Origin of the sequence: Methylobacterium sp. NEAU K, from assembly GCF_030700285.1 — a bacterium.
In the GTDB taxonomy this organism is placed as follows: Bacteria; Pseudomonadota; Alphaproteobacteria; order Rhizobiales; family Beijerinckiaceae; genus Methylobacterium.
In genome coordinates, this window is the sequence record NZ_JAUYZJ010000042.1 from 1 (window position 1) to 13,535 (window position 13,535).

General features: G+C 70.8%; 10 protein-coding genes and 1 pseudogene. 2 read left to right on the forward strand and 9 right to left on the reverse strand.

Annotation, left to right across the window (positions count from 1 at the left end; translation table 11 throughout):
• Positions 1-16: 16 nt before the first annotated feature.
• From Q8W67_RS23630 to Q8W67_RS23655, 6 genes and pseudogenes are all read right to left on the reverse strand, one after another.
• A protein-coding gene (locus tag Q8W67_RS23630; protein ID WP_305544164.1) for an IS5 family transposase occupies positions 17-774 on the reverse strand; the annotation gives its coding sequence in 2 pieces (ribosomal slippage) (positions 17-444 and positions 444-774; 759 coding nt in all).
• Between the two features lie 76 nt (positions 775-850).
• A pseudogene (locus tag Q8W67_RS23635) lies at positions 851-1,888 on the reverse strand (ATP-binding cassette domain-containing protein); the annotation flags it as partial.
• A gap of 3 nt (positions 1,889-1,891) precedes the next feature.
• Positions 1,892-3,316 carry a M20 family metallopeptidase gene (locus Q8W67_RS23640; protein ID WP_305550308.1) on the reverse strand — a complete coding sequence of 475 codons (1,425 nt, stop codon included), beginning with the start codon at positions 3,314-3,316 and terminating at the stop codon, positions 1,892-1,894.
• A 141-nt stretch (positions 3,317-3,457) separates the two neighbouring features.
• Positions 3,458-4,399, reverse strand: a complete 942-nt coding sequence (locus Q8W67_RS23645; RefSeq protein WP_305550309.1) for an ABC transporter permease — start codon at positions 4,397-4,399, stop codon at positions 3,458-3,460.
• A gap of 13 nt (positions 4,400-4,412) precedes the next feature.
• Positions 4,413-5,330, reverse strand: coding sequence for an ABC transporter permease (locus Q8W67_RS23650; protein WP_305550310.1), 918 nt, complete (start codon positions 5,328-5,330; stop codon positions 4,413-4,415).
• An 11-nt stretch (positions 5,331-5,341) separates the two neighbouring features.
• Positions 5,342-6,871, reverse strand: coding sequence for an ABC transporter substrate-binding protein (locus Q8W67_RS23655; RefSeq protein WP_305550311.1), 1,530 nt, complete (start codon positions 6,869-6,871; stop codon positions 5,342-5,344).
• Between the two features lie 177 nt (positions 6,872-7,048).
• Between Q8W67_RS23655 and Q8W67_RS23660 the strand changes: the two genes are divergently transcribed.
• Positions 7,049-7,954, forward strand: a complete 906-nt coding sequence (locus Q8W67_RS23660; protein ID WP_370693942.1) for a LysR family transcriptional regulator — start codon at positions 7,049-7,051, stop codon at positions 7,952-7,954.
• 10 nt (positions 7,955-7,964) lie between these two features.
• On the opposite strand, the gene Q8W67_RS23665 is transcribed toward Q8W67_RS23660, so the two are convergent.
• Positions 7,965-8,720, reverse strand: a complete 756-nt coding sequence (locus Q8W67_RS23665) for a CDP-diacylglycerol diphosphatase (RefSeq protein ID WP_305550313.1) — start codon at positions 8,718-8,720, stop codon at positions 7,965-7,967.
• A gap of 143 nt (positions 8,721-8,863) precedes the next feature.
• On the opposite strand from Q8W67_RS23665, the gene Q8W67_RS23670 reads away from it, so the two are divergent.
• Entirely contained in the window at positions 8,864-9,868 is a 1,005-nt protein-coding gene (locus Q8W67_RS23670) for a DUF2891 domain-containing protein (RefSeq protein ID WP_305550314.1), read from the forward strand.
• Positions 9,869-10,106: 238 nt separating this feature from the next.
• Here Q8W67_RS23670 and Q8W67_RS23675 read toward each other — a convergent pair whose 3' ends face one another.
• The gene (locus Q8W67_RS23675; RefSeq protein ID WP_305550315.1) at positions 10,107-10,400 is read right to left on the reverse strand and encodes a hypothetical protein; all 294 of its coding nucleotides are present in this window, start codon (positions 10,398-10,400) and stop codon (positions 10,107-10,109) included.
• 101 nt (positions 10,401-10,501) lie between these two features.
• The gene (locus Q8W67_RS23680; RefSeq protein ID WP_305550331.1) at positions 10,502-13,354 is read right to left on the reverse strand and encodes a PAS domain-containing protein; all 2,853 of its coding nucleotides are present in this window, start codon (positions 13,352-13,354) and stop codon (positions 10,502-10,504) included.
• Between the last annotated feature and the right edge of the window lie 181 nt (positions 13,355-13,535).

The following is a 13,535-nucleotide window of genomic DNA, read 5'->3' on the forward strand; positions in this document are numbered from 1 at the left end:
TAGGGTCTGGACTCGATCAGCACCAGAAAGCGATGACGGCGGCGAGGGCGACGGCTGAGGCATAGTTGCGGGCGAGCTTGTCATATCGGGTCGCGACGCGGCGGAAGTCCTTGAGGCGGTTGAAGGTCGCCTCGATGCGCCAGCGCTCCCGATAGCGCCGCTTGTCGTGGCGGATGCGTCGTTTGCGACTGCGCTTGCCCGGGATGACCGGCGTGATGCCCTGCGCCCGCAGATCGGTGCGCAGCCAATCGGCATCGTAGCCCTTGTCGGCAGCCAGCCGCCGGATCCGGCCAGGCGCTTCGGCCAGCACCGCAGGCGCGGTCGTCACGTCGCTGGCGTTGCCGGGCGTCAGCAAGAGGACGCCGGGGCGGCCGAGGACATCGGTGAGCGCGTGGATCTTGGTCGTCTGGCCGCCGCGCGACGGGCCGATGGCCTGTGTCCGCGCCCCCCTTTGCCGCCGTGGGCCGAGCGGTGGGCCCGCACATAGGTGCTATCGAGGGCGGCCGCATCGCCCGCCCACCCGGCCTTGGCCAGGTCCGCCAACATGGCCTTCCAGAAGCCGCGCCGCGACCATCTGTTGAACCGGTTGTAGACGGTGGTGCGCGGCCCATACTCCGCCGGACAATCACGCCAGCGGCATCCCGATGTGAGCACGTGCAGGATGCCGGAGATGATCTGCCGGTCGTCCTTGCGCTCGGGGCCGGGCTGGTCTCTGGGCATGAACGGCTCGATCACCGCCCACTGCTCATCGGAGAGCCAGAACAGGTCCGCCATCGCCACCTCCAGGCTGCAAAACAGTCGCCTGGAATCACAAACTGGCAAACCCGGCAACAGCTTGGTTCGGTTCACACCCTAGCCGGACCGTGCCGCCGTCCGGCTCGATCAGCCGGATCGCGAGCCGCGCCGTGGTCGATTTGCCCGAGCCCGATTCGCCCACCAGACCCAGGGTCTCGCCGCGCCGCACGTCGAAGGCGACCTGCTGGACGGCCGCCACCACCCGCGGCTTGCCGAACAGGCGGCCCTTCGTGCTGTAGGTCTTGGAGAGCCCGCTCACCGACAGGGCGACCGGGGCCGCCGCCAGGGGCGGCCGCGACGGCGGTGTGAGGCTCGGCACCGCGGCGAGCAGCGCCCGGGTGTAGGGCGCCTGCGGATTGCGCAAAACGGATTCGGCGGGACCGGATTCGACGAGCCGCCCGCGCTGGAGAACCGCCACGTGATCGGCGATCTCCGCCACCACGCCGAAATCGTGGGTGATGAACAGGACGCTCATCCCGCGCTTCCGCTGCAGGTCGCGGATCAGCCGGAGGATCTGGGCCTGGGTGGTGACGTCCAGCGCTGTGGTCGGCTCGTCGGCCACCAGGACCGAGGGCTCCAGGGCCAGCGCCATGGCGATCATCGCCCGCTGGCGCTGGCCGCCGGAGAGTTGATGCGGATAGGCGCGCACCGCCTCCTCGGGGTTCGGGAGCCCGACCTCGGCGGCCAGCGCCACCGCTCGGGCCCGCCGCTCGGCCCGCGTGAGCAGGTCATGCGCCTCGAACATCTCGGCGATCTGGTCGCCGATCCGCATCACCGGGTTGAGGGCGGTCATCGGCTCCTGGAAGACCATGGCGATGCGCCGGCCGCGCAAGGCCCGCCATGCGGCCTCGTCGAGGGTCAGCAGGTCCCGGCCCTCGAACAGGATCGCGCCCGCTGCGGGCTTCAGGGCCCGGGGCAGGAGGCCGGTGAGCGCGTAGGCGCTCATGGACTTGCCTGAGCCCGATTCCCCGACCACGCAGAGGATCTGTCCGGATTGCAGATCGAGGTCGAGGCCCTCGACCGCGTGGGGGCGGTCGGCGCCCTTGGGGAGCGCGATCGTCAGATCGCGGATGCGGACGACCGGCTCGCTCATTGGTCAGGGCCTCGCGTCGCGCCGCAGCCGCAGGATGTCGGGTCCGGCCGCGCCGAGATCCCAGAACAGCCCCGCCATGATCGCCATGCCCTCCCGGGTGCCGGTGGCGAGCATGTGCTCGTCCGGCCCGTGCTGGCGGCAGGCCGGGTAGGAATGCGGCACCCACAGCGTCGGCAGGCCCAGGATCTCCGAGAAGGCGTCGTTCGGCAGCGAGCCGCCGAGATTGGGCAGCAAGGCCGGTTTCTTCCCCGTGCTCGCCGCGATCGATGCGAGCGCCCAGTCCACCCAGGGATCCTCTACCGGGAGCCGCGTCGCCTGGAAGACTTCCGCCCCGCGGGCCGGCCGGACCTCGATCATCGGGAAGCCGTGGGCATCGAGATGGTCGCGCACGTGTCCGATGAGATTCTGCCAGTCGGTTCCGACCACGAAGCGCAGCTGCAGGGTCGCCTTGGCGTGGGGCGGCACGGCGTTGAGCGGCCCGTCGGGATCGCCGGTCTTGAAGGCCAGGACTTCGAGGGTGTTCCAGGCGAAGACCCGCTCTGCCGGGCTGAGCCCCGGCTCGCCCCAGTCGGCATCGATCGTGGGCGCCGTCGGGTCCTCACCGACCCGGATGTCGGCGAGCGCGGCGCGCACGCCCTCGGGGATCGGCGGCGGACGCAGGGCCTCCACCCGGATGCTGCCGCGAGCGTCGACCATCGAGGCGATGGCCGAGGCCAGCACGGTGCCGGGGTTGCGCAGCAGGCCGCCCCAATTGCCGGAATGGTGCGGGCCCTCGCGCAGGTTCAGGCTCAGCTCGAAATTGTAGGCGCCCCGCGAGCCCAGAAAGAGGGTCGGGCGCTCGGCGTTGAGCCGCGGCCCGTCCGAGGCGATCAGCACGTCGGCGCGGAGCGCTTCGGCCTGCGCCCGGCAGAACGGCCGCAGGCCCGGCGAGCCGGATTCCTCGCCCATTTCGATCAGCAGCTTCACATTGAAGCCGAGGCGGCCGTCCCGGGCGGCGATCACCTGCTCCAAGGCGGCGAGGTTGAGGACGTGCTGGCCCTTGTTGTCGGCGGTGCCGCGGCCGTACCAGCGGTCGCCCTCGACCACGATCTCCCAGGGGCCGAGACCTTCGCGCCACTGCGCGGGATAGCCCCGCACCGTGTCGCCGTGGCCGTAGATCAGCACGGTGGGCAGGTCCGGGCCCTCGTGCCGCTCGGCGAGCAGGAACGGGCCGTGCACCCCGTCGGGGTTGGGGAAGATCCGGGGCGCCGCGAAGCCGAGGCGGGCGACCAGCGGCGTGACGAAGGCGTCGAGATAGGCGCGCAGGGCCGCCTCCTGGCCGGGGGCCTGGCTTTCGGTAGGCATCGCCACCGCCTGCCGCAGGAGAGCGAGAAATGCGCCCGAGTCGAAGCTCCCGGTCGCGCGCGCGATGGCGTCGTCTCGCGTCATGGTGTGTTTCCCGTGAAACATTGGGGTGCTGCGCCGGCTGTGATCGGGCGCTGCCGAAGCGGGTCCGTCATTCCGGGGCACCGCAGGCGAGCCCGGAGCGATGGGGCGGTCTCCAGATCCGAATGCGCTCTCGGAGCCTCATCAGTGCCGACCCTCGGGGGCCGTGATGTCCCGCAGGCCATCCCCCAGGAGATTGATCGCCAGCACGAGGAGGAGGAGCGCAACGCCCGGGATGGTGATCACCCAGGGCTGGAAGAACATGTACTGCTTGCCCTCGGCGATCATCAGGCCCCAGGACGGGAGCGGCGGCTGCACCCCGAGCCCCAGGAACGACAGCGCTGCCTCCAGCAGGATCGCGTGGGCCATCTCCAGCGTCGCCACGACGATCAGCGCGTTGAGGATGTTGGGCAGAATCTCCTGGAGCACGATGCGAAGATCGGTGAGGCCGGAGGCGCGCGCCGCCGAGACGAAATCCTGGCTGCGGATCTGCTGGGTGGCGGCCCGGGTCACCACGGCGAAGCGGTCCCAGAGCAGGAAGCCCAGGACCAGAACCACCACCTTCAGCGAGCCGCCGACGAGGGCCGCCATGGCCAGCGCCACCAGAACCACCGGCAAGGCGAGCCGCGTGGTCACGATGTAGCTGACGACCGCGTCGACCCAGCCGCCGAAATAGCCGGCGCAGAGGCCCAGAACCGTGCCGATCAGCCCGGAGATCAGCGCTGCCGAGATCCCGATCAACAGGGAGATCTGGCCGCCGTAGAGCAGGCGGCTGAGATAGTCGCGCCCGAGCTTGTCGGTGCCGAGCAGGTGGTCCCAGGAGCCCTTGGCCTGCCAGACCGGGGGGATCAGGCGGCGCGACACGTCCTGGGCGTAGGGGTCGTGCGGGGCGATCAGCGGCGCGGCGAGCGCCGCCAGGACGATCAGTCCGAGGACGACGGCGCCGATCAGGAAGCCGCCGTGGCGCAGGCCCCGCCGGAGGATCAGGCCGGTAGGCGAGGGCAACGTCGCCGGGGCGAGGGCAACCTCGGTATCCGGTGGCAGGGCAGGGGCGGCCAAAGCCGCAGTGTCCGGGGGCAGGCTCATGGCTCGAGCGTCCTCACGATTGGCGCAGGCGCGGATCGAGGAAGGCGTTCAGCAGGTCAGCCGCGAGCGTCAGGGCGATGTAGATCATGGCGAGCACCAGCACGATCGCCTGGACCACCGGGAAGTCGTTGCGGGCGATCGACTCCCAGGCGAGCTGGCCGAGCCCCTGGAGCGAGAACACCGCCTCGATGACGATCGAGCCGCCGAGCATGAAGCCGAACTGCACCGCCGACAGGGCGATGACCGGGATCACCGCGTTGCGGAGCGCATGCCGCACCAGGATCTTGCGGGGCGGCAAGCCCTTGGCCCGGGCGGTGCGGACGTAGTCGGAGGCCAGTACCTCCAGCATCCCGTTGCGGGTGAGCCGCATCACCGCCGGCATGGCGTAGTAGCCGAGCGCCACCGCGGGCAGGACGAAGTTCTTCCAGCTCGCATTGCCGGAGACCGGCAGCCAGCGGAGGTTGACGGAAAAAATCAGGATCAGGGTCAGGCCGAACCAGAAGCTCGGCATCGCCTGGCCGAGCACCGAGACGGCGAGCGCCAGCCGGTCGATCCACGTGTCGCGCTTCACGGCGGCGATCACGCCGAGGGGGATCGCCACGAACAGCGCCACGGCGAGTGCGATGATGCCGAGATAGAGCGTGATCGGCAGGCGGGCGGCCAGCAGGTCGATCACCCGCTCGCGGAAGTAGAACGAGTTGCCGAAATCGAGGTGCAGCGCCCGCCAGCCCCAGGTCAGGAACTGGGTGAGCAGCGGCTGGTCCAGGCCGTAATCCTGGCGGATCTGCGCGATCTGGGGGCCCGTCGCCTCCGGCCCGGCGATCGCCGTGGCGAGGTCGCCCGAGAGGTGGAGCAGCAGGAAGCTCGCCACCGAGACCGTGACGGCCACCGCCAGGGCGACCAGGATGCGCCGGAGCGTGAAGGCCAGCACGGTGCGGCCCCTTACTTCCAGGACGCCGCGTAGAAGCGCGGCACCTCGTCCGGCTGGGCGGTGAAGTTGAGGTCCGACGTGAAGGCGTAGTTCGTGGAATAGGAGAACATCGGCAGAGCGTAGGCTTGCGCCGCGATCCGCTGCAGCGCCCTGGCGTAGGCGGCCTTGCGGGTCTCCGGATCGGTGAAACCGTCGCCCGCCTGGAGATCGGCGATCACCTGCGGGTCCTTGGTCAGGTCCTCCTCGCCGCCGCGGAAATAGACTCCGTCGAAGGCCGAGACGTCGTTGACCGAGAACGAGCCCCAGGTCTGGTAGCCGATCGAGACCTTGCCGGCCCGCAGGGAATCCCGGAACGCGGCGTAGCGCAGGTAGTTGAGCCGCGCCTTGATGCCGACCGCCCCGAGATAGCCGATCACGGCCTCGGCGTAGTCCCGCTCGCGATAGGCGCCGAGATCGATCTCGAAGCCGTTCGCGTAGCCGGCTTCCTTGAGCAGCGCCTTGGCCTTGGCCGGGTCGTAGGGGTAGCGTATCACCCCCTGGTCGGTGCAGCCGAACTGGTCGACGAAGCACAGCGCATTCATCACCCGGGAGGCGCCGCGCACGAGGTTGTCGACCATCGCCTTGCGGTCGATGGCGTAGGCGATCGCCTGCCGGACCCGCACGTCCTTGAGCGGCGAGTTCTCCTTCGCGCGGCCCAGCGTGTCGAGCTGCAGGAAGCCGACCCGCATCGTCTCGGAATTGAGCACCGTGATGGTGGGGGCGGCCCGCAGCTGCTCGGCCTGATCGCTCGGCACCCGCCAGATCCAGTCGACGCCGCCGGTCATCAGCTCGGCCATCCGGCTCTCGCCGTCCGGGATGATGCGAAACTGCAGCTTGCCGATCTTCGGCTTGCCCAGCGTGCTGCCCGCCCAGTAGTTGGCGAAGCGCTCCATGCTGACGCCGCGCCCGCTGTCGACCTTGGTGATCTTGTACGGGCCGCTGCCCACGGGCGCCTTGGCAAAGCCGTCGAGACCCACCTTCTTGAAGTAGGTAGCCGGGAAGATCGGCGTCGGGCCGGCGAGGTATTCCAGCGCCGCCGGGAACGGCGCCTTGAGGTGGATCCGGACGCTGTGCGGGCCGGTAACCGCCACCGACTTCATCCAGTCGACGTTCTGGCGGGTGACCGTGCGCGCCTCGGGCGTCAGCACGTAGTTGAACGTGAAGGCCACGTCCTCGGGCCCGAGCGGGTCGCCGTTGTGAAAGGTCACGCCCTCGCGGATCGTCAGGTCCAGGGTGGTATCGTCGGTCCAGGTCCAGGCGGTGGCCAGCATAGGCTTGTAGGTGCCGTCCTTGGGGTCGCGCCACAGCAGCGTGTCCCAGCAGTTCCGTGCCAGGATCACGCCCTCGCGGGCGCTGTTGTGGTACGGGCTGACGTTCTCCGGCTCGCTGTCCGAGGCGTAGACCAGAGTATCGTCCGCCTTGCCGGCCAGCGCCGGGCTCGCGATCAGGGCGGCGAGCCAGGCGGCGCAAGACGCCGCCAGGGTGATCGTCCGTACCGGCATAGGGGGGAGCCTCTCCGACGGCGCGGCGGCCAGGGGCGCGGAGAGACTCCGCGGCTGCCGCCTTATTCACCCTGCGATGATGTTGTGCATCTGGGATCGCAACAAGTAGAATTTGGCGACTGCTGCCTTGCCGTTTCGGCAACGAGAACCGCAGAATAGTCCCTTCGAGGCAGAATGATGCAAACGACCGGGCTGCGTTACTTCCTGGCGGTGGCCCGCACCGGCTCGATCGCGGCGGCCTCTTCCCAGCTCAACGTGGCGGCCTCGGCGATCAGCCGGCAGATCGCCAACCTGGAAGCCGAACTCGACTGCGTGCTGTTCGAGCGGCGCCCGCGCGGCATGGTGCCGAGCCCGGCGGGCGAATTGCTGGCCCAGCACGCGCACCAGGTGCTGATCCGCTCCGAGCAGGTGGTCACCGAGATCCGCGAGTTGGAGGGCCTCGCCCGGGGGCTGATCCGGGTGGCGAGTTCCGAGGGCTTCGCCCTCGACATCGTCCCGAACGCCATCGCGGTCTTCCACACGGCCCATCCCGGCCTGCGCTTCGAGGTGACGGTACTGCCGCCCGCGCAGGTGACCCAGATGGTGGCGGTGGGCGAGGCCGATCTCGGCATCACCTTCGCGCTCGCGCCGACCCGGCAGGTCGAGGTGCTCTATGACGGGCAGGTGGACATGCTGGCGCTGGCCGCCCCCGACCATCCCCTGGCGCGGGCGCCGGCGCTGCGCCTCGCCGACCTGCTGGACTACCCCGTCGCCCTGCCGACCCGGGACACGACCCTGCGGCAGGTGTTCGACGCCGCCTGCGCGCATGAGGGCGTCGCGATCGAGCCGGTGCTGACCGCCAACAACCTCTCCACCCTGCTGCCGTTCGTGCGGCGCTCGCGCGGGCTCGCGCTGATGTCGGCGCTCTCGGTGCGGACCCCCCTGCACCTGAACGAGTTGGTCAGCCTGCGGATCCGCGCCCGGGCGAGCCTCGCCCGGGGCGTCCAGATCCAGGCCATGCGCGACCGGCGGCTGCCCCGGGCGGTGCGGGCCTTCCTGCGCCAGCTTACCGACGCGCTGCCGCCGCCGATGACGACCGGGTAGGGGCGCCCCCTCAGGCGCCGCCGCGGCCCGAGGCGACGGCGCAGCCGTGGTCCATCACGTCCTCGGCGCTGGCGCTCGGCGCCCGGTAGGCCAGCAGGAGGAAGCCCGGCTCGGGATCCCCCGCCGGCGTGGCGAACGCCGCGAAGCTCGTCCGGTGCAGGTCCGGCCGCGGCCCGGGCAGGGTGCGCAGGGCCGCGAACGGGTTGAAGCGCTCGGCCTCCGCTTCCGGCACGCGCAGCGCGACGTAGCGGTCGCCGGCGAGCGGCACCGGGAAGCGCGTCCAGGTCCCGCGGATCTGGCGCCCATGCGCCTTCACGGCCGCCAGCACGCTCGGCTTCAGGCAATCGAGATGGATGTGGAGCTGGTCCTGGCTCCGGCCCCTGGCCGAGTTGACCGCCAGCCCCACCGCCTCGGGCGGCAGCTTTCCCTTCAAGGCGTCCGATACGAACGGCCGCGCCGCGAGTGCCGCCCGCCAGTAGGCGGACCCGCGCGGGCCGCGCAGGATCGGGGCTTCCAGCCCGGCCACGGTGTCGGTGGGCATGACGACGATGTGGGTCGGCTCGCCCGGCGCGCGCAGGACGGCCGAGCCGGGGCGGTCCTTGTCCCCGAGATCGACCGAGAGGCACGGAAACGTCCGGTCGGCGATGCGCTTGGCGAGCACGCAGGTCTTCAGCGCGGCCCACAGCACGTCCCGGCTGGGATCCGGCGCCGCCGCGGCCGGCAGCGCGAGCGCGACGAGGAGGACGGCAAGCGGCGCGCAGCGCATGGAGGCTCCTGGTGGGGTCGGGCCGGCGGGGCTGCCCGGCTCGCCCGGCTTGCGATAACCGATCTCGGGCTGCGCCGGCAAAGCGTCCGATCCCGGGCGCTGACCGCGAAACCGCTGCCCTGTCCCCAACCTGGAGCTCGGCGATGCCGTCCGCACTCACCCCGGAGATCGCCGCCCGCTTCGCCGCGACCGCCCTCGGCCATGTCAGCCGCGAGTATCCGAACAAGCCCGGGCACGTCCTGTCGGGGCCGGAGGATGCGCGCACACCCGCCGACCTGCACCCGGTCTTCCACGGCAGCTACGATTGGCATTCCTGCGTCCACGGCTACTGGCTGCTGGCGCGCGTGCTGCGGCTGTTCCCGGACGGCCCGCAGGCCGGGGCGATCCGCGCGCGCCTCGACGCGCGGCTGGTGCCCGGGACGGTCGCGGGGGAATGCGCCTATTTCGCCGCCCCGACCGCGCGGGGCTTCGAGCGGCCCTACGGCTGGGCATGGCTCCTGAAGCTCGCCGACGAACTGTCCCGCCTGCCCGAGCGCCGTTGGGCCGAGGCGCTGGCGCCGCTGGCCGTGATCGTCGCGCAGGGCTTCCGGGATTTCCTGCCGCTCGCCCCCTATCCGGTACGGGTGGGCACGCACTTCAACACCGCCTTCGCGCTGCGCCTCGCGGCCGACTACGCCGAGGGCGCGCGGGATGCCGCATTCGGCGACCTGCTGTTGCACACCGCCGAGCGCTGGTACGCGGCGGATGCGGATTGCCCCGCCTGGGGCGAGCCGGGCGGGGACGACTTCCTGTCCTCCGCGCTGATCGAGGCGGAATGCATGCGCCGCCTCCTGCCGCCGGAGCGGTTCCGGCCCTGGTTCGACCGGTTCCTGCCGGGCCTCGCCGCGGGGCAGCCCGGCACCCTGTTCCGCCCGGCCGCCGTAACCGACCGCAGCGACGGGAAGATTGCGCATCTCGACGGGTTGAACCTCAGTCGCGCGTGGTGCTTCCGCGCGCTGGCCGCCACCCTGGAGCCGGATGACCCCCGACGCCCGCCGCTCTCCGCGGCGGCCGAGGCGCATCTGGCGGCGGGACTGCCGCACGTGACCGGCGACTACATGGGGGAGCACTGGCTCGCGACCTTCGCGCTCCTCGCCCTGGAGACCTGAGGGCTGGATGCGGTTCGACAGCGGCGGTTTCTGAGAAGATTCTGAGAACTCGTTGCCGCAGGCGGCGTTGTTCCGGATCGACCTCGAGGGGCCTCCGAAAAAGGACCGCCCCCGAAGGAGCGGCCCGAAGTCTAGGGAGGAAACGCCCACGAGGGGCCGCAGCACGGCGACGCCTTTGCGGCGCTGCGGCGCGTCAACCGGGTGGCGGCGCTCTGGTTCCGCGGCTGGGCGCGCCTGGCTATGAGGGGGGGGCCTTGCCGCGCGGCGTCACCGCGGGGCCGCCGATCGCCGCGACCGGGGCCGGTCCCGGGACGCGGCGCGCCTCGCCGGTCCCGAACTCTGCCCGGTAACTGCGCTCCAGCGTCATGAGCGCGCGCAGGGGCGTCTCGGCCAGATCCAGCAGCTTGGCGTCTCGCCAGCGCAGCTTCGTGCTGCCGCGGCGGCGGAACCAGCGCGGCCGCTCCTCCTCGACGAGCAGGATGAGCTTGCCGGTCCAGGTCCGGCGGAACCAGAAACGTCCGGTTAAAGTCATGGCGGCACGGCGCCTCAGCATCCACGATGCCAATGCTACTGTCGGTGCGGGTAGTCGGGAATCGTCCAGGTTAGAACTTGGCCGGCGCGGGATGAGAATTTTTATTCGTGCCGCGATAGGCCCGACGCGCTGACCGGCTTCGCGGCGGATGGGGCTGCCCCGGACGAGGGCGGGGTCCGGCGCTTCGTCGCGTCGTAGAGGACCTGGGCGAGTTGCTCGGCCGAATAGGGTTTGCGCACGAGCGCGAAGCCGTGCGTGTCGTCCTTGGCCAGGATGTGGCTGTAGCCGGAGGTCAGGACCACCGGCAGGTCCGGCCGGTTGATCTGCAACCGCCGGGCGAGCGCGACGCCGCCGATCCCGGGCATGACCACATCGGAGAAAACCGCGTCGAAGCGGTTCGGCGTGCGCTCCAGTTCGCCGAGCGCCTCCTCGGCAGACTTGGCCCAGATCGGTGCGTGGCCCAGATCTTCGAGGATCTGGGTGCAGAAGCGCCCCACCTCCAGGTTGTCCTCCACCACCAGGATGCACAGGCCCCTCTGCGGCTCCGCCTCGCGCCGGTCGTCCCGGCCGGCATCGGCCGCCTCCGAAGGAGCCTCGACCTGCGGCAGGTAGAGGGTGAAGGTGGTGCCGTGGCCGGGCACGCTCGCCACATCGATGTCGCCGCCGGACTGCTTGGCGAAGCCGATCACTTGGCTGAGTCCCAGCCCGGTCCCCTTGCCGATCTCCTTGGTGGTGAAGAACGGCTCGAAGATCCGGCCGAGGTCCGGCGCCGGGATCCCGGTGCCCGTATCCACGACCCGCACCGCCACGAACGGCCCCGGCGCCCCGGCATGCCCGCGGATGGCGGGCATCGGGCGGCCGCCATCGAGGCGCAGGGTGAGACGGCCTTCCCCGCCCATCGCGTCACGGGCATTGACCGCCATGTTGATCAGCGCCGTCTCGAACTGGCTCTCGTCCGCGCGCACGAAGCAGGCCGTGTCAGGCAGGTCCGTACCGACGTGGATGCGGGCGCCCGTGAGCGAATCGAGCATGTCGGCGATGCTTCGCAGGCGCTCGCAGATGTCGAAGACCTGGGGCTTGAGCGCTTGGCGCCGGGCGAAGGCGAGGAGCTGGCCCGTGAGCTTGGCGGCGCGGTCCACCGTGTCGGAGACCGCGTCGAGGTAGCGCCGCCGGCGCTCCTCGGCCAGCTCCGGCCGGCGCAGGAACTCGACGGACGAGCGGATGATGGTCAGCAGGTTGTTGAAGTCGTGCGCCACGCCGCCGGTGAGCTGGCCGATCGCCTCCAGCTTCTGCGATTGCCGCAGCGCGTCCTCGGCCTGGCGCTGCTCGGTGATGTCGCGCCCGAAGCCGTAGAACAGCCTGTCCTCCGGCACCACGGTCCAGAGCACCCGCCGACTGTCGCCGGCGCGGGTCGTGCACGCGAGTTCGACATCCTCGACCCGGCGGCCCTCCCACAGGGGGCGCAGGGCCGTGAGCGCCGCGTCCCGCTCCGGGGCCGCCACGAAGTCCAGAGCGGCCCGGCCCAGGGTCTCCGCCTCTGACCAGCCGAGCGCCCGGCTCCAGGACGGATTCACCGAATGGATCCGCCCGTCCTTGGCCGCGACGAACTTCAGCACCGGCGACAGGGTCCAGACCCGGTCGCGGTCGCGCGTCTGCGCGGCGACCTGCGCCTCCAGGCTGTCCGCCCGCGACTGGAGCAACGCCTCGACCCCCTTCCGATCGGAGACATCGTGCGCGAAGACGTAGAACCCTTCGACCCGCCCGTCGGCCGCGCGGCGCGGAAGATAGCGGGTGTCGGCGATCCAGGCCTCACCGTCCGGACCCTTCCAGGTCAACTCGGTCCGGACCTCGTGCCCTGCCAGCGCCTGCTCGATGGCGGAACGCCGGGCCTCGAACGCCTCTGGGCCGAGAAGATCGATCATCGACCGCCCGACCACATCGGCGGGAGACCGGCCGGTCCAGGTCTCGTAGGCGGCGTTGGCGAACTGGTAGATGCCCTTGCTGTCGATGACGGCGATCAGGACCGGCATCGCGTCGGCGACCAGCCGAAGCTCCGCCTCCCGTGCCCGGAGCGCCAGCTCGCTCCGCCGCCGGTCGGTGATGTCGTTGAACAGGATGGCGACCCGGTTCCGAACCGGCCCGTCGACCCGGTAGGCGTGCACGTCGTACCAGCGGCCGAGGCTCGCGGCCGCTTCCTCGAAGCGGGCCGGCTCCCCCGTCCGGGCGACCCGGCCGTAGATGTCGAACCAATGCTGTTCGTGGTCGGGTGCGAGGTCCCGCATCCACTTGCCCACCACGTCCCTCAGGCCGGTCTGCCGCTCGAAGGCCGGGTTGACCTCCAGATAGCGGTAGTCGACCGCGCGCTCGCCGCCCTCGAATTTCAGCTCGATGAGGCAGAAGCCGGCCTCGATGAACTCGAACAGGGAGCGGTAGCGCTCCTCGGTCCGGCGCAGGGCCGCCTCGGCGCACCGGCTCTCCAGCTGCGTCATGACCGTCCGGGCCAGCGCCTTCAGGATGAAGAGCTGCTGTTCGGTGAGCGTGCGCGGCTCGCGGTCGAGGACGCACAGGGTCCCGATGGTCCAGCCATCGGGGGTCACGAGCGCCACGCCGGCGTAGAAGCGCAGGTGCGGCTCGCCCGCGACCAGGACGTTGGCGGCCCGGTCCGGCTCCGCTGCCAGATCCGGCAGCACCAGGACACCGTCGGCGCGCAGGGCCTCGGTGCAGAATCCGGAGGCGAGCGGCATCTCCCGCGCCGTATGACCGACGGCAGCCTTGATCCATTGCCGGTCGGCGTCGATGAAATTGATATGCGCCATCGGCGTGCCGCAGGCCTGGGCGGCCATCTCGGCGATCTCGTCGAACTCGCGCTCCGGGACCGTGTCCAGGATGGCGTAGCTGCGTAGCGCAGCGAGGCGTTGGGGATGCAGGGGCTCGAAACCCGACGGGCAGGACATGGTCTCGTTCCGCGACACGCGAGCCTCATATCCCAGGGCTTTGACCCCCCCAAGTGAGTCGGCGCAACGCCGGTCCTGCGGGTTGTTGTGCAGGCTCCCTACAATGAGAAGCTGTTAAGAGCACCTCACAAAACTCCTGCTGAGCCGTCGCGCTCGGTGAGAGGACGGCCTGTGATCGGGA

What these genes read in the sequence shown, in the direction of transcription:
- Q8W67_RS23640 (WP_305550308.1), bottom strand. Translation starts at nt 3,316, where the DNA reads ATGACGCGAGACGACGCCATCGCGCGCGCGACCGGGAGCTTCGACTCG.
- Q8W67_RS23645 (WP_305550309.1), bottom strand. Translation starts at nt 4,399, where the DNA reads ATGAGCCTGCCCCCGGACACTGCGGCTTTGGCCGCCCCTGCCCTGCCA.
- Q8W67_RS23655 (WP_305550311.1), bottom strand. Translation starts at nt 6,871, where the DNA reads ATGCCGGTACGGACGATCACCCTGGCGGCGTCTTGCGCCGCCTGGCTC.
- Q8W67_RS23660 (WP_370693942.1), top strand. Translation starts at nt 7,049, where the DNA reads ATGCAAACGACCGGGCTGCGTTACTTCCTGGCGGTGGCCCGCACCGGC.
- Q8W67_RS23665 (WP_305550313.1), bottom strand. Translation starts at nt 8,720, where the DNA reads ATGCGCTGCGCGCCGCTTGCCGTCCTCCTCGTCGCGCTCGCGCTGCCG.
- Q8W67_RS23670 (WP_305550314.1), top strand. Translation starts at nt 8,864, where the DNA reads ATGCCGTCCGCACTCACCCCGGAGATCGCCGCCCGCTTCGCCGCGACC.
- Q8W67_RS23675 (WP_305550315.1), bottom strand. Translation starts at nt 10,400, where the DNA reads ATGACTTTAACCGGACGTTTCTGGTTCCGCCGGACCTGGACCGGCAAG.
- Q8W67_RS23680 (WP_305550331.1), bottom strand. Translation starts at nt 13,354, where the DNA reads ATGTCCTGCCCGTCGGGTTTCGAGCCCCTGCATCCCCAACGCCTCGCT.